Origin of the sequence: Rhodococcus sp. 06-1460-1B, assembly GCF_002258475.1 — a bacterium.
Lineage (GTDB): Bacteria > Actinomycetota > Actinomycetes > Mycobacteriales > Mycobacteriaceae > Rhodococcoides > Rhodococcoides fascians.
Map to the genome: position 1 here is coordinate 289,902 of NZ_NOYS01000030.1, position 22,180 is coordinate 312,081.

General features: G+C 66.6%; 23 protein-coding genes. 2 read left to right on the top strand and 21 right to left on the bottom strand.

The annotated features are described in order from the left end of the window. Window position 1: 1 nt before the first annotated feature. The 12 genes from CH268_RS17290 to rpe form a co-directional block, all read right to left on the bottom strand. On the bottom strand, window positions 2–1,213 hold the full coding sequence (locus CH268_RS17290; RefSeq protein WP_027497006.1) for a phosphoglycerate kinase: 1,212 nt from the start codon (window positions 1,211–1,213) through the stop codon (window positions 2–4). 5 nt (window positions 1,214–1,218) lie between these two features. Further along, window positions 1,219–2,238, bottom strand: coding sequence for a type I glyceraldehyde-3-phosphate dehydrogenase (gene gap / locus CH268_RS17295; RefSeq protein ID WP_008716538.1), 1,020 nt, complete (start codon window positions 2,236–2,238; stop codon window positions 1,219–1,221). 121 nt (window positions 2,239–2,359) lie between these two features. Beyond that, complete coding sequence (gene whiA / locus CH268_RS17300) at window positions 2,360–3,343, bottom strand: DNA-binding protein WhiA (RefSeq protein WP_027497005.1); 984 nt, start codon at window positions 3,341–3,343, stop codon at window positions 2,360–2,362. Beyond that, window positions 3,334–4,362: a gluconeogenesis factor YvcK family protein gene (locus tag CH268_RS17305; protein ID WP_094665237.1), complete on the bottom strand. Its 1,029-nt coding sequence runs from the start codon at window positions 4,360–4,362 to the stop codon at window positions 3,334–3,336. Before CH268_RS17305 ends, whiA begins: the two co-directional genes overlap by 10 nt. Continuing rightward, on the bottom strand, window positions 4,359–5,225 hold the full coding sequence (rapZ, locus tag CH268_RS17310) for an RNase adapter RapZ (RefSeq protein WP_032365838.1): 867 nt from the start codon (window positions 5,223–5,225) through the stop codon (window positions 4,359–4,361). The genes CH268_RS17305 and rapZ overlap by 4 nt, the downstream gene beginning before the upstream one ends. A gap of 86 nt (window positions 5,226–5,311) precedes the next feature. Beyond that, on the bottom strand, window positions 5,312–7,405 hold the full coding sequence (gene uvrC / locus CH268_RS17315; RefSeq protein ID WP_048318514.1) for an excinuclease ABC subunit UvrC: 2,094 nt from the start codon (window positions 7,403–7,405) through the stop codon (window positions 5,312–5,314). A gap of 80 nt (window positions 7,406–7,485) precedes the next feature. Beyond that, on the bottom strand, window positions 7,486–7,959 hold the full coding sequence (locus CH268_RS17320; RefSeq protein ID WP_027497001.1) for a PH domain-containing protein: 474 nt from the start codon (window positions 7,957–7,959) through the stop codon (window positions 7,486–7,488). Then, the gene (gene ribH, locus CH268_RS17325; RefSeq protein ID WP_032382074.1) at window positions 7,956–8,453 is read right to left on the bottom strand and encodes a 6,7-dimethyl-8-ribityllumazine synthase; all 498 of its coding nucleotides are present in this window, start codon (window positions 8,451–8,453) and stop codon (window positions 7,956–7,958) included. The genes CH268_RS17320 and ribH overlap by 4 nt, the downstream gene beginning before the upstream one ends. After that, window positions 8,450–9,781 carry a bifunctional 3,4-dihydroxy-2-butanone-4-phosphate synthase/GTP cyclohydrolase II gene (locus CH268_RS17330; protein WP_255182425.1) on the bottom strand — a complete coding sequence of 444 codons (1,332 nt, stop codon included), beginning with the start codon at window positions 9,779–9,781 and terminating at the stop codon, window positions 8,450–8,452. The genes ribH and CH268_RS17330 overlap by 4 nt, the downstream gene beginning before the upstream one ends. 87 nt (window positions 9,782–9,868) lie before the next feature. Continuing rightward, window positions 9,869–10,480 carry a riboflavin synthase gene (locus CH268_RS17335; protein WP_094665241.1) on the bottom strand — a complete coding sequence of 204 codons (612 nt, stop codon included), beginning with the start codon at window positions 10,478–10,480 and terminating at the stop codon, window positions 9,869–9,871. After that, the gene (ribD, locus tag CH268_RS17340) at window positions 10,481–11,473 is read right to left on the bottom strand and encodes a bifunctional diaminohydroxyphosphoribosylaminopyrimidine deaminase/5-amino-6-(5-phosphoribosylamino)uracil reductase RibD (RefSeq protein WP_094665380.1); all 993 of its coding nucleotides are present in this window, start codon (window positions 11,471–11,473) and stop codon (window positions 10,481–10,483) included. It abuts the gene before it with no gap. A gap of 38 nt (window positions 11,474–11,511) precedes the next feature. Further along, complete coding sequence (gene rpe / locus CH268_RS17345; protein ID WP_032365752.1) at window positions 11,512–12,186, bottom strand: ribulose-phosphate 3-epimerase; 675 nt, start codon at window positions 12,184–12,186, stop codon at window positions 11,512–11,514. 36 nt (window positions 12,187–12,222) lie between these two features. On the opposite strand from rpe, the gene CH268_RS17350 reads away from it, so the two are divergent. Next, window positions 12,223–12,612, top strand: a complete 390-nt coding sequence (locus CH268_RS17350; RefSeq protein WP_094665243.1) for an MmcQ/YjbR family DNA-binding protein — start codon at window positions 12,223–12,225, stop codon at window positions 12,610–12,612. Here the strand turns inward: CH268_RS17350 and CH268_RS17355 are convergent, their stop codons facing one another. The 3 genes from CH268_RS17355 to CH268_RS28550 form a co-directional block, all read right to left on the bottom strand. After that, on the bottom strand, window positions 12,613–14,082 hold the full coding sequence (locus CH268_RS17355; protein ID WP_094665245.1) for an RsmB/NOP family class I SAM-dependent RNA methyltransferase: 1,470 nt from the start codon (window positions 14,080–14,082) through the stop codon (window positions 12,613–12,615). It lies immediately after the preceding gene. Further along, window positions 14,079–15,002, bottom strand: coding sequence for a methionyl-tRNA formyltransferase (gene fmt / locus CH268_RS17360; protein ID WP_094665247.1), 924 nt, complete (start codon window positions 15,000–15,002; stop codon window positions 14,079–14,081). Before fmt ends, CH268_RS17355 begins: the two co-directional genes overlap by 4 nt. Before the next feature lie 87 nt (window positions 15,003–15,089). Then, window positions 15,090–15,509 (bottom strand): PadR family transcriptional regulator, encoded by a 420-nt coding sequence (locus tag CH268_RS28550; RefSeq protein WP_373557326.1) that lies wholly within the window; start codon window positions 15,507–15,509, stop codon window positions 15,090–15,092. On the opposite strand from CH268_RS28550, the gene CH268_RS28555 reads away from it, so the two are divergent. Next, window positions 15,504–15,941, top strand: coding sequence for a hypothetical protein (locus tag CH268_RS28555; RefSeq protein WP_441346979.1), 438 nt, complete (start codon window positions 15,504–15,506; stop codon window positions 15,939–15,941). The genes CH268_RS28550 and CH268_RS28555 overlap by 6 nt on opposite strands. Before the next feature lie 96 nt (window positions 15,942–16,037). Here the strand turns inward: CH268_RS28555 and CH268_RS17375 are convergent, their stop codons facing one another. The 6 genes from CH268_RS17375 to mihF form a co-directional block, all read right to left on the bottom strand. After that, window positions 16,038–18,005 (bottom strand): primosomal protein N', encoded by a 1,968-nt coding sequence (locus tag CH268_RS17375; protein WP_176457978.1) that lies wholly within the window; start codon window positions 18,003–18,005, stop codon window positions 16,038–16,040. Window positions 18,006–18,161: 156 nt separating this feature from the next. Then, window positions 18,162–19,376 (bottom strand): methionine adenosyltransferase, encoded by a 1,215-nt coding sequence (gene metK, locus CH268_RS17380; protein ID WP_032365746.1) that lies wholly within the window; start codon window positions 19,374–19,376, stop codon window positions 18,162–18,164. 180 nt (window positions 19,377–19,556) lie between these two features. Then, complete coding sequence (gene coaBC, locus CH268_RS17385; protein WP_094665253.1) at window positions 19,557–20,810, bottom strand: bifunctional phosphopantothenoylcysteine decarboxylase/phosphopantothenate--cysteine ligase CoaBC; 1,254 nt, start codon at window positions 20,808–20,810, stop codon at window positions 19,557–19,559. A 23-nt stretch (window positions 20,811–20,833) separates the two neighbouring features. Continuing rightward, entirely contained in the window at window positions 20,834–21,139 is a 306-nt protein-coding gene (rpoZ, locus tag CH268_RS17390) for a DNA-directed RNA polymerase subunit omega (RefSeq protein WP_008716576.1), read from the bottom strand. 72 nt (window positions 21,140–21,211) lie between these two features. Next, window positions 21,212–21,823: a guanylate kinase gene (gene gmk / locus CH268_RS17395; protein ID WP_032391446.1), complete on the bottom strand. Its 612-nt coding sequence runs from the start codon at window positions 21,821–21,823 to the stop codon at window positions 21,212–21,214. Between the two features lie 5 nt (window positions 21,824–21,828). After that, window positions 21,829–22,149, bottom strand: coding sequence for an integration host factor, actinobacterial type (gene mihF / locus CH268_RS17400; protein ID WP_027496987.1), 321 nt, complete (start codon window positions 22,147–22,149; stop codon window positions 21,829–21,831). Window positions 22,150–22,180: the final 31 nt, after the last annotated feature.

Genomic DNA, 22,180 nt, shown 5'->3' on the forward strand with positions numbered 1-22,180 from the left:
GTTACGCCTCCAGGACGGATAGACCGGGCAGCTGCTTGCCCTCGAGGTATTCGAGGGATGCACCGCCACCGGTGGAGATGTGCGAGAAGCCGTCGTCGGGCAGCCCGAGGGTGCGTACCGCAGCCGCGGAATCACCACCACCGACCACGCTGAACGCGCCCTTCTCGGTGGCTCCGATGATCGCCTCTGCGATGCCCTTGGTACCGGCCGAGAACTTGTCGAACTCGAAGACGCCTGCAGGTCCGTTCCAGAAGATCGTCTTCGCATTGGACAGCACGACGGCGAAACGACTGACCGAATCCGGTCCGATGTCCAGACCCATCCAGCCGTCCGGAATTTCGGATGCCTTGACGGTCTTGGACTCGGCGTCCGCCGCGAACTTGTCTCCGACGACGATGTCGACCGGAAGATGGATCACGTCGCCGAAGCGCTCGAGCAGGTCCTTGCAGACCCCGATCTGATCCTCCTGCAACAGCGAGTTACCGACCGAATAACCCTGGGCGGCAAGGAAAGTGAACGCCATGCCGCCGCCGATGACGAGGGTGTCGACCTTGGGAGCCAACGCCTCGATGACGCCGAGCTTGTCCGAGACCTTGGAGCCGCCGAGCACCACCGCGTACGGACGAGCCGCATCCTCGGTCAGCTTGGCCAACACCTCGACCTCGGCCGCGACGAGTGTGCCCGCGTAATGCGGAAGCAGCTGCGCCACGTCGTAGACCGACGCCTGCTTGCGGTGCACGACGCCGAATCCGTCGGAGACGAATGCCGCATCGTCGCCGGCCAGAGCAACGAGCTCACGAGCCAGAGCGGCTCGCTCGGACTCGTCCTTGCTGGTCTCACGCGGATCGAAGCGGATGTTCTCGAGCAGCAGTACGTCGCCGTCGGTCAGGCCCTCGGCGCGTGCCTCGGCGTCCTGACCCACAACGTCTCCCGCGAGCTGGACGTGCCGGCCGAGCAGTTCGCCGAGCTTGGCAGCGACCGGAGCCAGACTGTACTTCGCATCGGGCTTGCCGTCGGGGCGACCGAGGTGAGCGGTGACGATGACCTTCGCACCGGCTTCGACCAGTGCACGAAGGGTCGGAATCGACGCCTGGATGCGGCCGGGGTCGGTGATCGTGCCGTCCTCGAGCGGGACGTTGAAGTCCGATCGCACGAGGACGCCACGTCCTTCGACACCGGCATCGAGCAGATCCTGCAGTGTCTTGACAGCCATCGGTGTCAGAGGGACTTGCCGACGAGACCGATGAGGTCGGCGAGGCGGTTGGAGTAGCCCCACTCGTTGTCGTACCAGGAGACGATCTTCACCTGGTCGTCGATGACCTTGGTCAGCGGCGCGTCGAAGATCGACGAGTGCGGATCGGTGACGATGTCCGAGGACACGATGGGATCGGTGTTGTACTTCAGGATGCCCTTCAGCGGGCCCTCCGCGGCAGCCTTCATCGCGGCGTTGATGTCCTCGGCGCTGGCCTTTTTCTTCAGCAGAGCGGTCAGGTCGGTGACCGAGCCGGTGGGGATCGGCACCCGAAGTGCGTAGCCGTCGAGCTTGCCGAGCAGCTGCGGGAGAACCAGGCCGATGGCCTTGGCTGCACCGGTACCGGTGGGGACGACGTTCAGCGCTGCGGCACGTGCACGACGCAGATCGCTGTGCGGGCCGTCCTGCAGGTTCTGATCCTGCGTGTACGCGTGAATGGTCGTCATGAGACCCGAGACGATGCCGAACTCGTCGTCGAGAACCTTGGCGATGGGGCCGAGGCAGTTGGTGGTGCACGACGCGTTGGAGATGATGTTCTGGCTGCCGTCGTACTTGTCGTCGTTGACACCCATGACGATGGTGATGTCCTCGCCCTTGGCGGGCGCGGAGATGATGACCTTCTTGGCACCGGCGTCGATGTGACCCTGAGCCTTCGCAGCGTCGGTGAAGATGCCGGTGGACTCGACGACGACGTCGACACCCAGGTCACCCCACGGAAGTGCGGACGGTCCCTCACGCAGCGACAGAGCCTTGATCTTCTGGCCGCCGACGACGATGGTGTCTTCGCCTTCGAGCGAGACGTCGTGCGGCAAGCGGCCCAGGATCGAGTCGTACTTGAGCAGGTGTGCGAGCGATGCGTTGTCGGTCAGGTCGTTGACAGCAACGATTTCGATGTCGGTGGTACCGAGCGCCTTCTGCGCGTCGACAGCCCTGAAGAAGTTACGCCCGATGCGGCCGAAGCCGTTGACGCCTACCCGGATCGTCACTGTTCGCTCCTAAAAGTTGTGAAAACAGATGTCTGGTCGTGCCTGCATGCGGGGTGCCACACGCGGTTCCTACCCTAGTGTGCGCTCCGGCGGAGCGCGCGCATCACTCGATCGAGGCGCTCTACGCCTCGTCGAGCAGCTCCGCGGTGACCGCCGACTCGGTGTCGGGTATCCCGGTCTCCTTCGCCTTCCGATCGGCCATGGAGAGCAGGCGCCGGATCCGACCGGCCACCGCATCCTTGGTCATCGGAGGATCGGCCAACTGACCGAGTTCCTCCAGTGAGGCCTGGCGGTGCTGAACCCGAAGCGAACCTGCCGCAGCGAGATGATCGGGTACGTCGTCGCCGAGAATGTGCAGAGCCCGCTCGACGCGAGCGGCGGCCGCAACCGCGGCCCGAGCGGACCGGCGCAGGTTGGCGTCGTCGAAGTTGGCCAGACGGTTGGCGGTGGCCCGCACCTCGCGGCGCATCCGGCGCTCCTCCCACACCAACCGGGTGTCCTGAGCGCCCATGCGCGTGAGCAACGCTCCGATTGCTTCGCCGTCTCGTACGACGACTCGATCGGTGCCGCGCACCTCACGTGCCTTGGCTGCCACGCCGAGGCGCCGAGCGGCACCGACGAGGGCGAGCGCTGCTTCGGGCCCGGGGCAGCTGATCTCGAGCGCGGACGACCGGCCCGGCTCGGTGAGCGAGCCGTGGGCGAGAAACGCGCCGCGCCACGCGGCCTCGGAGTCGCCGACCGTGCCGCCCACGACCTGAGCGGGCAGGCCACGCACGGGACGTCCACGGAGGTCGAGCAGCCCGGTCTGGCGGGCCAGAGCCTCACCGTCCTTGGCCACGCGCACCACGTACCGAGACGTCTTGCGCAGGCCTCCGGCACTGAGCATGTGGACATCCGAGGAGTAGCCGTACAGCTCGAAGATCTCGCGTCGCAGCCGCCGTGCGATGGAGCCGAGATCCACCTCGGCCTCCACCACCACTCGACCCGCGACGATGTGCAACCCGCCGGCGAAACGCAGCAGGGCGGACACCTCGGCCTTGCGGCAGCTCACCTGACTGACGGTGAGCCTGCTCAGCTCGTCCTTGACCTCCGCTGTCATGGCCACGAAGTGATCCCCTCTCTGCGCGCCGCTGTCGGTGCCGAGCCGTCGGTGGACGACACGATGGCTCCGAGAGCAGCAGCCAGCTTTCCGTAATGATGTGCGTGAGTGCCGGTTTCGGCAACGTCGACGTAGACGACCCCAGCGCCGAGCCGGGCAGCGGCGCGCGCCACGTGCTCGCGGTTGCTGCCCTCCGGGACCGAGGCGGAATCGACCAACACGTGGTCGATTCCCAAATCAGGTGCGTGTTGGGAGAGTACGTGGACATGGCGCTCGGCGGAGAATCCGGTGGTCTCCCCCAGCTCCGGTGCCAGGTTGAGTACGAGCACCTTGGGCGCGCTCGTGTGCGCCAGTGCGGCGAGCTGATCCGGCACCAGAACGTGGGGAATGACACTCGAGAACCACGATCCGGGACCGAGCACGACCAGGTCCGCCGCCGCGATGGCGGCCAGCGCCTCCGGCGTCGCAGGCGGATCCGGTGGCAACAGCCGCACGCGCCGGACCTTGCCGGGCGTCGTGGCGACGGCGACCTGACCGCGAATGACGCGACTCACGCGTGGGTCGTCCTCGAGGCCGGATACATCGGCTTCGATGTCGAGCGCAATCGGTGACATCGGCAGCACTCGTCCGTCGATACCGAGCATGTGCACCATCTCGTCGAGGGCAGCTATCGGGTCGCCGAGTACTTCGGTGAGCCCGGCGAGAACCAGATTTCCCACCGAGTGGCCGGCCAAGGCGCCGGTGCCCCCGAATCGGTGCTGAATGACGTCGGTCCACAGCTGGGTTCTGGCATCCGAGCGGGCCAGGGCAGCCAGCGCCATCCGCAGATCTCCGGGCGGGATGACGCCGAGTTCTGCCCGCAGACGACCCGAGGACCCGCCGTCGTCGGCGACCGTCACGACCGCAGTGACATCGCTGCTGAGCAGCCGAGCTGCCGACAGCGTCGCGTACAAACCATGGCCGCCGCCCAGAGCGACGATCTTGGGACCCGATCCCGATACCGGACGGTGCGGAGTATCGCTCATTCGCGGCCCAGATCACGGTGCAGGACGCGGACCGATACGTCCCCCTGTTCGGCGAGAATACCGGCCAGGGCCTCCGTCATCGCGACGCTTCGGTGTTTTCCTCCGGTGCAGCCCACGGCCACCGTCATGTATCGCTTGCCTTCCCGCACGTATCCCTCGATGGTCAGATTCAACAGGTGCGTGTACGTCTGCAGGTAGTCGTGCGCCCCGTTCTGTCCGAGGACGTAGTCGCGCACATCCGCATCCTGACCGGTGTGTTCGCGCAGTTCGGGCACCCAGTGCGGATTGGGCAGAAAACGCACGTCGCAGACCAGGTCGGCATCCATCGGTAAGCCGTACTTGAAGCCGAAAGATTGGACCGTCACGCCGACGCCGACAGTGTCGGAGGCCCCGAAGACCGTTTCGATCTTGCGCCGAAGCTGGTGCACCGACAACGAGGTCGTGTCGACAGTCAGGTCGGCGGCCGCCTTGACCTGGGCGAGCCGTAGACGCTCGGCGGTGATCCCCTCGGTCAGAGTTCCGTCCTGGCCGTCGTTCTGCAACGGGTGACTGCGCCGATTCGATTCGAACCGCTGGACCAGCACGGCGTCGGACGCATCCAGGAACAGCACGCGATTGCGCACACCCTTGGAGTCGAGTTCCTTGACCACCCAGCCCAGATCGCCGGTGAACAGGCGGCTGCGCACGTCCATCACCAAGGCGAGACGCTCGATACGGGGCTGCGACTCCAGCCCGAGATCGACCATCTTGGAAATGAGCTCGGGCGGCAGGTTGTCGGCCACGTACCAACCCAGATCTTCGAGAATCTTGGCGGCCGTGCGCAACCCGGCGCCGGACACGCCCGTGACCAACGCCACTTCGATGCCGTCGTGCGGCGAATCTGCCCGCTCTTCGGGGTTTCCGGGGTGCGGCTCGGACGGTGGGTGTGCCTGTGTCTGGTGTTCGCTCACTACGAAGCCTGTCCCGCCGATTCCACACGCGGTTCGATCGCATGGTCGGCCGTGTTCTCGCCCGGTGTCGTTGCCGTTGCGCTGCCATCATCGCCTACATCGGCCCCGCTCGGGTCGGAACCCAACGCGGCCAGCACCGACTTGGCGGTGGTCGCGCCGATTCCAGGGACCTCGACGATCTCTTCGACCGTTGCCTTCTTGAGATTGGCCACCGATCCGAAATGCGCCACCAGCGCGGTTCTCCTCGACTCGCCGAGACCGCGCACCGAGTCGAGAGCCGACGCAGTCATACGGCGCGATCGCTTGCTTCGATGGAAGGTGATGGCAAATCGGTGCGCCTCGTCGCGCACTCGCTGCAGGAGATACAGAGATTCACTCGTGCGCGGCAGGATCACCGGATCCTCCTCCCCCGGTACCCACACTTCTTCCAGTCGTTTGGCGAGCCCGACGACGGCGACGTCGGTGACACCGAGTTCGTCCAGCACTGCTGCGGCCGCTGCGACCTGTGGCGCACCGCCGTCGACGACGAACAGGTTGGGCGGATAAGCGAACCTGCGTGGCCTCCCGGTTTGGGGATCGAGCGCGGCTTCGGGAGCCAGATCGCCGCCGCTGCCGACAGCGTTGGCTCCGTCTGCAGAATGACGAAGGAAACGACGCCGGGTCACCTCGGCGATGCTGGCGACGTCGTCGGAATGCCCGTCGCCTGCCGCTTCCTTGATCGCGTAGTGGCGGTAGTCGCTCTTGCGCGGCAATCCGTCCTCGAACACGACCAGTGACGCGACCACATCGGTGCCCTGCACGTGCGAGATATCGATGCATTCGATTCTCAGCGGTGCCGAATCCAGATCGAGCGCCTCCTGAATGCCTTGCAGCGCAGCAGATCTCGATGTGAAATCACCCGCACGCTTCAGCTTGTGCTGCTGCAGAGCCTCTTTGGCGTTGCGTTCGACGGTCTCGGCCAGTGCCTTCTTGTCGCCGCGCTGCGGAACCCGCAACGTGACATTGGATCCACGCAACTCGCTGAGCCACACCTGCACTTCGTCGGCGTTGTCCGGTAACACCGGCACCAGTACCTCACGCGGAACCGCGTTGGACCCGCCGTCATCGCCGCCCGGGGTCTGCGCGGACAACGCAGCCTGTTCGCCGTAGAACTGGGTGAGGAACTGTTCGACCAGGGCGGGGAGGTCGGCCTCGTCCTGCCGTTCGATCACCTCACCCGCCTTCTCGACCACCCACCCGCGCTGTCCCCGTACGCGGCCACCGCGGACGTGGAAGACCTGAACGGCGGCTTCGAGGGCGTCGGTGGCGAATGCGACCAGATCTGCGTCGGTACCGTCACCGAGCACCACGGCCTGCTTCTCCAACGCCCGACGCAGCGCGCCCACGTCGTCACGTAACCGTGCCGCGGTCTCGAAGTCGAGATCCTCCGAGGCCGCCTGCATCTTCTTCTCGAGCTGCCGCACGAGTTTGTCGGTCTTGCCGGCCAGGAAGTCGCAGAAGTCCTCGACGGTACTGCGGTGTTCTTCGGCACTGACGCGTCCCACGCACGGCGCCGAGCACTTGTCGATGTACCCGAGCAGGCAGGGGCGACCGATCTGGTTGTGCCGCTTGAAGACTCCGGTCGAGCACGTTCGTGCCGGGAACACGCGCAGCAGCAGGTCGAGCGTCTCGCGAATGGCCCACGCATGAGCGTAGGGACCGAAGTAGCGCACGCCCTTACGGCGGGGTCCGCGATACACGAACAGGCGTGGGAATTCCTCGTTCATCGTCACCGCGAGCATCGGGTAGCTCTTGTCGTCGCGGTAGCGGACATTGAACCGTGGATCGAATTCCTTGATCCAGTTGTACTCGAGCTGCAGTGCCTCGACTTCGGTGGTGACCACCGTCCACTCCACGGACGCCGCGGTGGTGACCATCTGCCGGGTCCTCGGATGCAGCGAGGCCACGTCGGCGAAGTAGGAATTGAGGCGACTGCGCAGGCTCTTGGCCTTGCCTACGTAGACGACGCGACCGTGCGGATCGCGGAATTTGTACACGCCCGGTTCCACCGGGATGGTTCCGGTGGCCGGACGATAGGTAGCGGGGTCGGACACGCCTTCCACGTTAGCGGTCGGGTCCGACGTTCTCCGCATCTCCAGCTCAGCAGCGGTGCACGAGAGCGTGCGGCAGAGAGTCAGTCCTGATCGACGCGAGCGGGCGCGTACTCGCGCTCGAGCGCACGGAACTTTCGGACGGCCGCGACGGCGTGCTCACGATCGTTGGACTGGATGGCCATCACATTGATGAACTCGTCGTCGGGGATGTCGACCCTGGCCCACATCGCCCCGTCGGGAAATGACAGACCGCGCACGAGATCCCACTCGATCATCCGCTCCGAGAACACGTTTCGGACCGCCACACCTGCCGGACCGACGCGAATGCGCGGGCGGGTGAGCAGCAGGGCCAGGCCCGCCAGCAGCACGCCTATTCCCGCCATCGCCAGCTGATCGGCGGTCCTGAAGTAGACCCCGGTCGGCGACACCCGAAGCAGCACCGCGACAGTCGAGTGAGCGACGACGAGCAACACCGCGGCAGCGATCGCGTACCGGGCCGACTTACGGGACTTCACTTCCATGTCCCATTCGGACGGGGATTCGTCGCGCGTCATTGGAAGTCCTGATTGGTCCACGGCTGCCGGAGGTGCTTGAGGGTCAGGGCCGTGTCGATGGCGGCCGCGGTGGCCTGCCCACCCTTGTCCTCGAACGAGTCGGGCAGACCGGCGCGATCGAGCGCCTGCTGCTCGTCGTTGGTGGTGAGCACCCCGTTGGTGACCGGAGTGCCCTCGTCGAGCGATACCCGTGTCAGGCCTGCTGTGACGGCATCGCAGACGTACTCGAAGTGCGGTGTGCCGCCGCGGATGACCACGCCGAGAGCGACGACGGCATCGTGGGTGCGAGCCAGGGCCTGGGCGACGACGGGTAGTTCGATGGCTCCGGCGACGCGAATGACCGTGACGTCGCGTACCCCAGCGGACTCGGCTTTGCGGAGCGCACCGGCGAGCAGCGCCTCGGAGATCGTCCGATGCCATTGACCGGCCACGACAGCCAACTTCAGATCACTCGCGCCTGCGAGCTGCAGGGTGGGTTCGCCGTCGCCGCTCATGGGTTGACCCCGTTCTCGCGGACAGGAGTGGAGCCTGCGGAATGACCGTTGTCACCAGGAGTGGAGCCTGCGGGGTGTGCGGGGTCATTTTGCTCGAAGTCGTCCAGGCCGACCAGGTCGTGGCCCATGCGGTCGCGTTTGGTGCGCAGGTAGGTCAGGTTCTCGGCGTTGGCGCGCAACGGCATCGGCACCCGTTCGGTGACGTGGAGGCCGTAGCCGTCGAGCCCGACTCGTTTGGCCGGATTGTTGGTGAGCAGGCGCATGGACGAGACCCCGAGGTCGACGAGGATCTGGGCGCCGATTCCGTAGTCGCGGGAGTCTGCGGGCAGACCGAGCTGCAGGTTGGCGTCGACGGTGTCCGAGCCTGCGTCCTGGAGTTGGTAGGCCTGGAGTTTGTGCAGCAGGCCGATTCCGCGTCCTTCGTGTCCTCGCATGTACAGCACGATTCCCCGGTCCTCGGCCGCCACCATTTCGAGGGCGGCGTCGAGCTGTGGGCCGCAGTCGCAGCGCAGCGATCCGAAGACGTCGCCGGTGAGGCATTCGGAGTGCACCCGGACCAGCACGTCGCTGCCGTCGGCGTCGGGGCCGGAGATGTCGCCGCGCACCAGCGCGACGTGTTCGACCTCGTCGTAGATGCTCTGGTAACCGACGGCCCGGAAGGTGCCGTGGCTGGTGGGGATTCGCGCGTCGGCGACGCGGACGACGTGCTTCTCGTGCTTACGACGCCACGCGATCAGGTCGGCGATCGAAATCAGTGCGAGGTCGTGTTCGTCGGCGAACACCCGCAGCTCGTCGGTCTGCGCCATCGCTCCCTCGTCCTTCTGGCTGACGATCTCGCAGATGACTCCGGCGGGGCGGAGGTCGGCCATGCGGGCGAGGTCCACGGCCGCCTCGGTGTGCCCGGGGCGACGCAGTACGCCGCCTTCCTTGGCGCGCAACGGGACGACATGGCCGGGGCGGGTGAAGTCGTTCGCACCGGTGTCGGGGTCCGCGAGCAGGCGCATCGTGGCTGCTCGGTCGGAGGCGGAGATACCCGTTCCGATACCTTCTCGCGCGTCGACGGTGACGGTGTACGCCGTTCCGTGTTTGTCCTGGTTGGTGGCGAACATCGGCGGCAGGCCGAGTCGGTCGCAATCCTCACCGGACAACGGGACACAGAGGTAGCCCGAGGTATAGCGGACCATGAAGGCAACCAGTTCCGGGGTGGCCTTCTCGGCGGCGAAGATGAGGTCGCCTTCGTTCTCGCGGTCCTCGTCGTCGACGACCACCACTGCTTTGCCCGCAGCGATGTCCGCAACTGCGCGCTCGATACTGTCGAACCTGGTCACGAAAGTGCGCTCCATAGGTCTCGGGCCTGGCTCAGCGCCCTGGAAATGTCTCCGATGCACCGTTACCTGCGTGCACTTCAACAGTACTTACTGTGCGTCGATCGCCTGCAGCCGCTCCACGTACTTGGCGATGACGTCGACTTCGAGGTTGACCGGTGAACCCACCTCGGCCGTGCCGAGTGTGGTCAGGTCGAGGGTGGTGGGGATCAGCGAGATCTCGAACCAGTGCCCGCCGTCGTCGACTCCGAGCCCGGACACGGTGAGCGAGACACCGTCGACCGTGATGGATCCTTTCTCGACGACGTAGCGCGCTACCGACGTGGGCATCGTGATGCGCACGACGGTCCAGTTCTCGGACGGGCTGCGTCCGGCTACCGTGCCGGTTCCGTCGACGTGTCCTTGGACGAGGTGCCCGCCGAGCCTGCTACCGAGTGCCGCTGCGCGTTCGAGGTTGACGCGACTGCCGACATCCAGAGCGCCGAGGCTCGATCGGTTCAACGTCTCCTGCATGACGTCGGCGGTGAATCCGCCGTCGGGAAGTACGTCGACGACGGTCAGACACACTCCGTTCACCGCGATGGAATCCCCGTGGCCGGCATCGGAGGTCACCACCGGGCCCCGGACGGTGAAGCGAGCGGCGTCGGGCAGTTCGTCCTTGGCCACGATCTCGCCCAGCTCTTCGACGATTCCGGTGAACATCTACTTCGCTCCTTCGGGCACGACACTCAGAAGAACGTCGTTGCCGATCATGGTGACTGTCTCCGTGCGGAACCGAATTGCGTCGGCAATTGTTCCGGTCCCCGCATTCTCCACCGCAGCCGGGCCGGCCCCCAACACCGCAGGTGCGATGTAGGCGACAACGCGGTCCACGAGACCGGCGGCGAGGAACGCGCCGGCCAGAGTCGGACCACCTTCTATCTGGATGTCGGTGTACTCGCTCAGCGCGTCGATCACCGCAGCCGGGTCGTGTGTGTCCAGAAACACCGTCGGTGCCTCCGGACCCCGGATCGCGGCGGTCGCCGGTACGGGCCTCGATCCGACGACGACTCGAACCGGCTGATGCGATGCCAGGGTGCCGTCGGGGCGACGAGCAGTCAGCCGTGGATCGTCGGCCAGTACGGTCCCGGTTCCGACGACGATGGCGTCGAGCCTGGTCCGTTCGGCGTGCACGTGCGCCCGTGCCTGCGGACCCGTGATCCACTGGCTCGTTCCGTCGGCAGCCGCGCTGCGTCCGTCGAGCGTCGCGGCGTACTTCCAGGTGACGTGCGGCCGGCCGGTGCGTTGTTTGTGCAGCCAGGCCCGCAGTGGCCCCTGCTGTACCTCGCGCGTCCCCACGCCCTGTTCGACGCGAATCCCGGCGTTCCGCAGTGCGTGTGCCCCGCCGGACGCGAGTGGGTTCGGATCCGCTACCGCGAAGACGACCGACGCGACCCCGGCTGCGACGAGGGCCTGCGAGCACGGTCCGGTGCGGCCCGTGTGGTTGCACGGCTCGAGTGTCACCACCGCGGTGCCGCCGCGCGCACGGTCGCCGGCTTCGGTGAGTGCGACGATCTCGGCGTGCGGGCCGCCGGGTGGACGGGTGGAGCCGGTGCCCACGACGACGCCGCGGGCGTCGAGGATCACGGCACCGACCGCGGGGTTGGGGCTGCTGATGCCCCGAGCGGCCTCGGACGCGTCGACGGCCAGAGCCATGGCCTCGACGACCGACACGGCCGAACCCGGGGCGTCGGTCACGACAGGTGGTGCGACGCGCGGGCGGCCCGGCCGCGGAGATCACGCACTGCGGCGGCGGGATCGGCGGTGTTGTACACGGCCGAACCGGCCACGAAGCAATCGATGCCGGCCTCGGCGGCCTGCTCGATGGTGTCGGAGTTGATGCCGCCGTCGATCTCGACCACCAAGCGTAGATCTCCGGAATCGACAAGTGCCCGAACAGCTTTGGCTTTGGACAGTACTTCGGGCATGAACGACTGGCCGCCGAAACCGGGCTCCACACTCATCACCAGCAGAGTGTCGAAGTCGCGCAGAATCTCGAGGTAGGGCTCGATCGGGGTACCCGGCTTCACCGACAGGCCGGCTTTCGCACCGGCGGCCCTGATGTCGCGCGCCACGGCGCTGGGGTCATCCGTTGCTTCGGCGTGGAACGTGACGTTGTATGCCCCGGCCTCGGCGTACGGCGGGGCCCAGCGCGCCGGATCCTCGATCATCAAGTGGCAATCGAGGGGAATGCTCGTTGCTTTGAGCAGACTCTCGACCACCGGTAGCCCGAGGGTGAGGTTGGGGACGAAGTGTGCGTCCATGACGTCGACGTGGAGCCAATCGGCCCCCGCGACGGCATCGGCTTCGGCGGCGAGGCGCGCGAAATCGGCGGACAGAATCGAGGGAGCGATCATCGGGGAAACCACGACTGGTGAGCCTAGTCGAGCCGGTATCGTGCCGACATGGCCACCATGGACTCCGCGAGCGCCGTCCTTGCCGAATTGCCCGAAGTCACCGAAAGCGTTCGGTACGGGAATCCCGCCTGGGGCATAGGCAAGCACGTGTTCGCGTGGGTACGACCGTTCAGCAAGGCCGACCTGAAACGATTCGGCGACGAGACCCCGCCCACCGGACTGATCCTGGCCGTCAGGACTGCCGACCTGCACGAGAAGGAAGCCATCCTCGCCGCACATCCGCGCTCGTGCTTCACGATCCCGCACTTCGACGGGTTCTCTGCCGTTCTGATCGACATCGACAACGCCGAGTACGACGAACTGCGCGAACTCCTCGTCGACGGGTGGCTGGTGTACGCACCCGCAGACGTGGCCGAGGCGTTCCTGGCCGGAGGGTGATCAGACCGGCTTGCGCAGCGCCGCCATGAACATCGCGTCGGTACCGTGCCGATGCGGCCACAATTGCACCGACGGGCCGTCACCCAGTTGCGGTACTCCCGGCACGAGCGCGCGGGTGTCGAGCTGTTCGACGCCGTATCGGCGTACGGCGTCTGCAACGACGGCCGCTGTTTCGGACAGATGCGGCGAGCACGTCGAGTAGAGCACCACCCCGCCGGGCCGGACCAGATCGATCGCTGCCGCCAGGAGTTCCTTCTGCAGGGTGACCAATGCCGCCACGTCGGACGGTTGGCGACGCCACCGCGCTTCGGGGCGACGACGCAGCGCTCCGAGACCGGTGCACGGCGCGTCGACGAGCACGCGGTCGTAACCCGCGTCGAGTCCGGACTCGCGGCCGTCGACGATGTGCACCGTCACCGGTAGGTCCTTGGTGGTCTTGGACACGAGGTCGGCGCGGTGCGGGGTCGGTTCGACGGCGTCGACCCGTGCGCCGTCGATCTCCGCCACGGCACCGAGCAGGGCGGCCTTGCCGCCCGGACCGGCGCACAGGTCCAACCATCGGCCACCGTCGTCGCCGAGCAACGGTGCCAACGTCAGCGCGCGGCCGACGAGCTGACTGCCCTCGTCCTGGACTCCGGCCAGTCCGTCCCGGACAGCATCGAGCTTGCCGGGGTCGCCGCCGTCGAGGTGCACCGCGTACGGCGAATAGGGACCTTCCTCTCCCCCGGTGATCAGCGCCAATTCTTCGGCGGAAATCTCTCCCGGTCGCGCGACGAGGTGGACCGAGGGACGCGCGTCGTCCGCCTCGAGGACCGCGGCGAGTTCGCCGGCATCGGCTCCGAGCGCATCGGCGAAGGCCTGCGCAATCCACTTGGGATGGGCGTATTCGAATGCCAGGTGACCGACCGGATCCGCCGTCGTCGCCGGTGCCAGCTCGTCGACCCACTGCGCTGCGGTTCGCTCGGACACTCGTCGCAGCACGGCGTTGACGAAACCTGCCTTGCCGGAACCGAATTCGGAGCGGGCGAGATCTACCGACGTGGCGACGGCTGCGTGCGGGGCAACCCGGGTGCGCAGCAGCTGATAAGCCCCGAGCCGAAGGATGTCGAGCAGTGGTCCGTCGATCTCTGCGGCAGGCCGCCCGGCCGCGTGTGCGATCACGGCGTCGAGCACACCCCGAGCGCGTGATGCGCCGTAGGCGAGTTCGGTGGCCAGCGCGGCATCGCGAGAATCCAACTTGCGCTCGCGGAGCAACCCGGGCAGCACCAGGTTCGCGTATGCATCGCGCTCCCGCACCGCTTTGAGCACGTCTCTGGCCGCACGCCGTGCCGGATCGATCGCGTCGACCGCACGGGGTCCGGTGCCCTGCGGCGGCCGGTTCCCTTTGGGCCCACGTGCCCCCGGTGACTTCTTGACGTACTTGCGGGGCTGACTCGACTCGCGCTTACGAGGCCTGTCGGGCTCTGTCATCGTGCCACCGCCGTATCGTCCAGCCGAGCGCCGCGCGCCCAGTCGAGTGCCCTCATGACCTTCTTGCCCTGAGGTTGAATATCACCGAGAACGACTGCGCCGGTTCCGGTTCCGATATGTACACCGGTCTTGCGTACGTCGATCGTTCCCGGCTCCAACGTGTCCGGCGACAGCTGAACAGGAGCGATCTTGACGCGGAGATCCCCGATGGTCGTCCACGCGCCCGGGGCCGGTGTGACGGATCTGATGTGTCGGTCGACGAATTCCGCGGATCTCGTCCAGTCGATGCGCGCGGCATCGACTGTCACTTTGCTCGCGTAGGACACACCGTCCTCGGATTGCGGTAGCGCTGCCGCCGTTCCGTCCTCGATCGCGTCCAACGTCGCGGCGAGCAAGTGGGCTCCGCTCGACGCCAGACGCCCGAGCAGATCACCCGTGGTGTCGGAATCCCGAATCCGTTCGGTGGTGACACCGAGTACCGGACCGGTGTCCATCCCGACGTCGAGAAGGAACGTCGATGCTCCTGTGACGTCGTCGCCCGCGGCGATCGCGGCCTGTACCGGTGCCGCGCCACGCCACGCGGGCAACAGTGAGAAGTGCAGATTGATCCAGCCGTACCGAGGTATGTCGAGTACCTGTTGCGGCAACAGCGCGCCGTACGCAACGACCGGGCACACGTCGGGGGCGAGGTCGGTCAGCGCCGCCACGAACTCCGGGTCCGACGGCCTCGCGGGAGTGAGCACCGGGATGCCGTGCTCGTCCGCCAACACTCCGACGGGCGAGCGCACGGTCTTGCGTCCACGGCCGGCTGCGGCATCGGGCCGGGTGACCACGGCGATCACCTCGTGCCGTTCGGACTCCAACAGTCGCGCGAGTGACGGGACCGCGGGTTCCGGTGTTCCGGCGAAGACGACGCGCACTGAAGGCAACTCCCTGGGATGGACGAAACGATGTCGGTTGTCCATCCTAGGGAGTCACGGCAGCGTGCGACGATTCCGCACCGACGATCACGTCGCGTCGGTGCTGTCGGAACTGCCGGAAGCGTCCTCCGCGAGGATGCGATACAGCGATCGGCGTGCCTCGATGAGCACCTCGGCTGCCTGGTCGACCTGACGCACGGTTCCGACTCCGGCCACCTGACCGGCCGCTCCCATCAATTGTCCGATCAGTGCCCGAAGATCACGCGCATCGATGCCGACGGAATCGGCTACGTCGTCCCAAGGACTGCCGAGATCTGCTCGATGGTCGTCGACATGACGCCTGCCCTCGGCCGTCAGTGCTGCCGTCTTCCTGCCGGCCACCTTGTCGATCAGCACCAAGCCCTCGTCTTCGAGCTGCGACAGAGCCGGGTAGATCGATCCCGGGCTCGGCTTCCAGGTTCCGTTGCTCTTCTCGGCGATCTGCTGGATGAGTTCGTAACCGTGCATCGGCCGGTCCTCGAGCAGCAGGAGGATCGCTGCGCGGACATCGCCACGTCGGCCCCGACCGCCTCGGCCCCGACCACGACCGAAGTCGGCATTCGGCCCGAAACCGCCGGCCCCGAAGCCACCGGCCCCGACACCACCGGGCCACATACCGTCACGCCCCCGCCCGACAGGACCTCCCCGACGTCTGCCGTGTTCTCCGTGACCTCTCCTTCCCCGACCTCTCTCGTGTCGTTCTCCGCCTTCTGGTTCTCCGTCTTCTGCCGGGCCGTGCTCGTCGTCCTGCGCAACCCACATCTGGAACGGCGCGCCACGTCGGCGCGGGTCTCCGTGCCGATTGCCTGCGAGTCCCATCCGGGGACCTCCGCGGCGTCCGAATTCGTGTGCAAAGCCATCGAATGCGTAGTTCATCTCGTTCTCCTTCGTATCGATTGAACAAGTCGACGATATATCGGCAATAGAACTTTGACAAGGCCCTGAGGTTGCCTCTCTATCTGGACGTAGGGAACGCGACAGGACAGAGAAAGCCCATCACCCGATCCGAATGGGATCGATCTGAATCCGTACGCCCGCGCCGAGCTTCTTGGCGCTTCGGGACGCCTGCGCAGTCGACAGCGCTCGCGCCAGCGCTGCTCCGGTGCTTCGCGGAACCCGGATCAGCAGCCGCTGCACGTCTCCGGACAACCCGTCCTCGCTGCTCCCTGCCGGTGCGCGTTGACCGTCCGGGAGATCGACGGGACCCAGTACCTCCACCGTCTCGGGTAGATCTGCACTGTCGACCAACGCTGTGATCGCGTCGGTGGTCCCGTCGATCGCCGCCACGTGAACGGCCGGTGGAAACCGCACCTCGACTCGTTCGTCCAGCTGACTGCGCGCGTGCCACAGCGGATCCCAGCGCACCAGGGCCTGGACGGTGGGAATTTCGGACTCGGCCACCACGACCACACGTCCCCCAGCCGCCCCGGGCCGAACCATCGCCGCAGCCGTCATCCAGCGGCGCAGTGTCTCTTCTGCCGCACGCAGATCCGCCCGGCCCAGCAGCGCCCAACCGTCGAGCAGCAGCGCGGCGCCGTATCCGCCGTCCACGGTCGGCTCGGCACCGACGGTCGACACCACGAGCGAACCACCGGGGCGCACGGTATCGAGGACGGTGGCCCCACCGGAGTTGTGTATCGGCACGCCAGGGAAGGCGCGGCCGAGCTCCTCGGCCGTGCGTCCCGCTCCGATCACCACGGCGCGCAGGTTGCGAGACCCGCAGACCGTGCAGCGGTGTGCGGCATCGGCGATTCCGCACCAGGAACACGTCGGGCTGCCCGCGCCGTCGCTGCCCGGAGCCGAGGGCAGGGCGAGCGGACCGTTGCAGCGTCGACACCGAGCCGGATGGCGGCACTTCGCACACGCCAGCGACGGAACATAACCGGCGCGTGGAACCTGAACCAGCACAGGGGTATCCGCTTTCAGCGCCGCACGTGCGGCCTCGAAAGCGATCGCCGGTAGCCGCGCGACCCGGGCTGCCGGATCCCGAGCGAGCGCGTGGTCCGAGTCGGCCAGCGCGACCACGTGAGGTTGCCGTTCACGCACCAGCTCACGTGGGGCGACCAGGTCGTGGGCCCAGCCGGAATCGACGAGAGCCTCGGCCTCGGCCGTCCGGGAATGTCCGCCGACGACGACCGCGGCTCCCGACACGTGCGCGCGGAGCAACGCCACCTCACGTGCATGCGGATACGGTGAGCGTGGTTCGGCGAAACTGTCGTCGCCGTCGTCCCAGATCGCGATCAGGCCGAGGTTCGACACGGGCGCGAACACCGCACTGCGTGTGCCCACCACGACAACGGGGCCCGACCTCAGACAGCGCAACCATTGCCGGTACCGCTTGGCCGGTCCCAAACCGGCCGACAGCGCCACCACACGGTCGGCCCCGACTGCCGCAGCGCACGCGCCCTCCAGACGATCGAGATCCCGTTGGTCGGGCACCACGACCACTGCGGACCGTCCGCTCCCCACTGTGACGGCAGCCAATTCGGCCAATCGAGCGGGCCACACCTCGCCGGGTAGGGCCTGCCACACCGCACGCGGAACACGGTGCTCGCCAAGGGCATCGAGGAAATTGGAGCCATGGGTATACGCCGCCCAGCCCGTGCGATCGACGACCGGCTCTGCTGCCTCGTCGACGACCGGAGGGGGCTCTGCCTCGACCCGCGCGTGGCGAGCCGGAACCGCCAGACGCAGCACATCCGCTCGCGTTCCTGCGTAGCGATCGGCCACCGCCGACACCAACTCGGCGATCTCGGGAGTCAGTACGCGCTCGGCGGACACGACCCGGTCGAGCCAGCCGAGACGACCGGGATGGTCGGTCTCGGCCAGCCTGGCGAGTACGAACCCGTCGACGAGCCGGCCGGCAAAACGAACGCGTACCCGCACACCGGGCTGGGCATCGTCGCTGGCGTCCTCGGGAACGAGGTAATCGAACTCGCGGTCGAGGTGCGGCAGCGGAAGCATCGGAAGAATGCGCGCGATCGGCAGATCGGCTGCCGCCGCCGGCGTCACACCAGCCACCGCACCTCCTTCTCGATCGTCACCCCACACTCGTCGTGGGAGCACCGAGCCGGTGCGAACAGGGTACGTGCGGCAGCATCGCTGCCGGAGTGGAGGGACCTACAGGCCTGCCGCGTCCCGGAGCTTGTCGGCGCGATCGGTGGATTCCCACGGAAGATCGATGTCGGTACGTCCGAAGTGACCGTACGCGGCCGTCTGCGCGTAGATCGGGCGCAGCAGGTCGAGGTCGCGGATGATCGCACCGGGACGGAGGTCGAAGACCTCGCTGATCGCCGCCTGAATACGCGCGGGATCGGTCTTCTCGGTGCCGAACGTCTCGACGAACAGACCGACCGGTGCTGCCTTGCCGATCGCATAGGCCACCTGCACCTCGATGCGGTCGGCCAGACCGGCTGCGACCGCATTCTTGGCGACCCACCTCATCGCGTATGCGGCGCTGCGGTCGACCTTCGACGGGTCCTTGCCCGAGAATGCTCCGCCGCCGTGCCGAGCCATGCCGCCGTACGTGTCGACGATGATCTTTCGGCCGGTCAGACCGGCGTCTCCCATCGGACCACCGAGCACGAACTTTCCGGTGGGATTGACCAGCAACCGGACGTTCGAGGTGTCGAGAGTCGGTACGTCCAGCTCTGCGAGTACCGAGCCCAGGACCTTCTCGCGGATGTCGGGAGTGAGCAGGTTGTCGAGGTCGATGTCTGCTGCATGCTGGGTCGAGATCACGACGGTATCGAGACGAACAGCGTCGTCCCCGTCGTACTCGATGGTGACCTGAGTCTTGCCGTCCGGACGCAGATACGGCAGCACACCGCTCTTGCGAACCTCGGTCAGTCTCCGAGACAGCCTGTGTGCCAACGCAATCGGCAGCGGCATGAACTCGGGTGTATCGGTGTTGGCGTAGCCGAACATCAATCCTTGGTCGCCGGCACCCTGACGGTCGATCTCGTCGTCGGACAATCCCTCGACGCGGGCCTCGTGCGAATGGTCGACGCCCTGCGCGATCTCGGGTGACTGCGCGCCGATGGCGACGTTCACACCACAGGAGTTTCCGTCGAATCCCTTGGCGGACGAGTCGTACCCGATTTCGAGCACCTTCTCGCGCACGATCTTCGGGATGTCCGCGTAGGCGGTGGTGTTCACCTCACCTGCGACGTGGACCTGGCCCGTGGTGACGAGCGTCTCCACCGCCACTCGGGCTCGCGGATCCTCGGTGAGAAGAGCGTCGAGGATGGAATCGCTGATGGCGTCACAGATCTTGTCTGGGTGACCTTCTGTAACGGACTCGCTGGTGAAAAGCCGACTACCGGACTTGCTCACGGACTTCCTCTCGACGCATGTTCTTGCCCGACCCGACGGCTGATGCCGGCCGAGCACTCCACGAAAATTGATGTTCCCTCGGTGTTATCGCCCCTGTGGGAGCCACGCAAACCTTTACGGCGCTGTCGCCCTGGTACCCAGAACGCTAGCTGCTACGACATCGATCGTGCACCCTCGACATCAGCGGGTATCCGAAGTGGGCCGCGTATCGCGGGAGCGAAGCATCTGGGCGACCGAATCCAACACCCTGCTGGCGAGCAGAGCTTTCGAGCCCTCCCCCAGCGCGGCCTCGGAGCCGTCGGACCCCAACAACCAGCCGTCGTTGTGGTCGACCTCGAATGCCTTGCCGTCACCCACCGCATTGACGACGAGCAGATCGCAGCCTTTGCGTTCGAGCTTGGCTCGCGCGTAGGTGAGCACGTCACCGTCGGCGTCGCCCGTCTCGGCGGCGAATCCGACGATCACCGTCGACGATCGGACGTCTCCGCTGTGCCGAGCCGACACGAGACCGGCGAGGATGTCGTCGTTGCGGACCAGAGGGATCGACGACGGTTCGTTCGAGCCCTTCTTGATCTTGCTGCTCGCGATGGACTCGGGTCTGAAGTCGGCGACCGCAGCCGCCATCACCACTGCGTCGACGTCGGTCGCATGCGAGCGCACCGCGTCCTGCATATCGGACGCGGTCTTCACGTGGACCACATCGACCGCCGCGGGCGCCTCGAGGTCGCTGGTGTACCCGGCGATCAAGGTCACGTGGGCACCGCGCTGGGCTGCGACGCGAGCCAACGCGTACCCCTGCTTGCCGGAACTCCGATTCCCCAGAAAACGAACGGGATCGAGGGGTTCCCGCGTACCACCGGCCGAGATCAGAATTCGCCGTCCCTCGAGATCGCGCGGCATCGCGTCCGCACGTTCGGTCAGCAGCATGGCGAGAGCGAAGATCTCCTCGGGCTCGGGCAGTCGGCCCGAACCGGTGTCGCGTCCGGTCAACCGGCCGGACGCAGGCTCGATCACCTGGGTACCGCGCGATCGGAGCGTGGTGACGTTCGCGACGGTGGCCGGGTGTTCCCACATCTCCGTGTGCATGGCCGGGGCCAACACGACGGGGCACCGAGCGGTCAGCAACGTCGCGGTGAGCAGATCGTCCGCCCGCCCGCCCGCGATTCGAGCCATCAGGTCCGCGGTGGCCGGCGCGACGACGACGAGATCCGCTTCCTGCCCCAGCCGGACGTGCGGCACTTCGGGCACATCGGCGAACACGCCGGTGTGCACCGGCTGGCCGGACAATGCCTCGAATGTTGCGCGGCCCACGAATTCGAGCGCCGACGCAGTCGGAATCACTCGAATCTGATGGCCGTTCTCGGTGAATTTTCGAATGAGCGCACAACTCTTGTAGGCGGCAATACCGCCGCCTACTCCGACGACCACATGCACGTCAGGTGTCCCCTGTCGGGTTCTTATTCGCCTTCGGTGTGCTCGAGGAGGTCTGCGTGAATCTCGCGAAGCGCGATGGACAGCGGCTTTTCCTGCAGACCGGGCTCGACCAGCGGTCCTACGTATTCGAGGATGCCGTCACCGAGCTGGTTGTAGTAGTCGTTGATCTGGCGTGCACGCTTGGCCGCGTAGATGACGAGGGCGTACTTCGACGAGGTGCGCGCGAGCAATTCGTCGATGGGTGGATTGGTGATGCCGAGCGGCGTGTCGTAGGCCGGCAGAGCGCTGCGTCCGTCGAAGTCGGAAACGGCCGCTGAAGTGCTGCTCACTGATGATCTCCTGAAATTGCATCGTTGGTGCTACGAACTAGCTGGTCGGGGCCTCGTGCGCCGTGAAAATGGTCAGCTGTTACCGACCGACGACCTACCGACCAACAAGGATACCAACTGTTCGCACGAATGGTCGACATCGGTATTGACAACGACCGTGTCGAACTCGTCCTGTGCCGCCAATTCCACCCTTGCCGTTTCCAACCGGCGCTCGGTGGCGGCGCTCTCCTCCGTCGCTCGGCCGACCAGTCGAGAGACCAGGTCTTCCCACGTCGGCGGTGCCATGAACACCAGCAGAGCTTCCGGCTTGGACACCCGAACGGCCCGTGCCCCGGCCAGGTCGAGCTCGAGCAGCACCGGACTGCCGGCCTCCAATGCGGCATCCACTGCGGCAGCAGGAGTTCCCGACCGCTGCAGGCCGCCGTGGATACTCGCCCACTCCAACAACTCGCCGTCGGCGATCATCCGGTCGAACTCCTCGGACGAGACGAAGTGGTAGTCCTGACCGTCCACCTCGCCAGGGCGCGGCGATCGCGTCGTGACCGACACGCTGAAGACCAGCTCCGGTAGCGCCGCGCGCACGAGCCGAACGACACTGGACTTGCCGACGCCGGAAGGGCCGGACAGCACCACCAACCGGCCCCGCTTCTTCTCCGGCACGGACGTCGCCGCAGTGTCACTCACCGTCGTCAGGCCTCGAAATCGAACTTCGTCAACAGCGCTTTGCGCTGCCGATCCCCGAGTCCGCGCAGTCGACGAGTGGGCGCGATCTCCAACTCCGTCATCAGCTCCGCGGCCTTGACCTTGCCCACCTTCGGCAACGCCTCGAGCAATGCGGATACCTTCATCTTGCCGAGAATCTCGTCCGTCTCGGCGTCCTTGAGAACCTGCTTGAGGTCGGTGCCGCCGCGCTTGAGGCGTTCCTTGAGCTCGGCGCGAGCCTTGCGGGCGATAGCTGCCTTTTCGAGGGCAGCAGCGCGCTGCTCGGGGGTCAACTGGGGAAGGGCCACTGTCGGTTCCTCCGTCTTCTCGTTTCGGGGC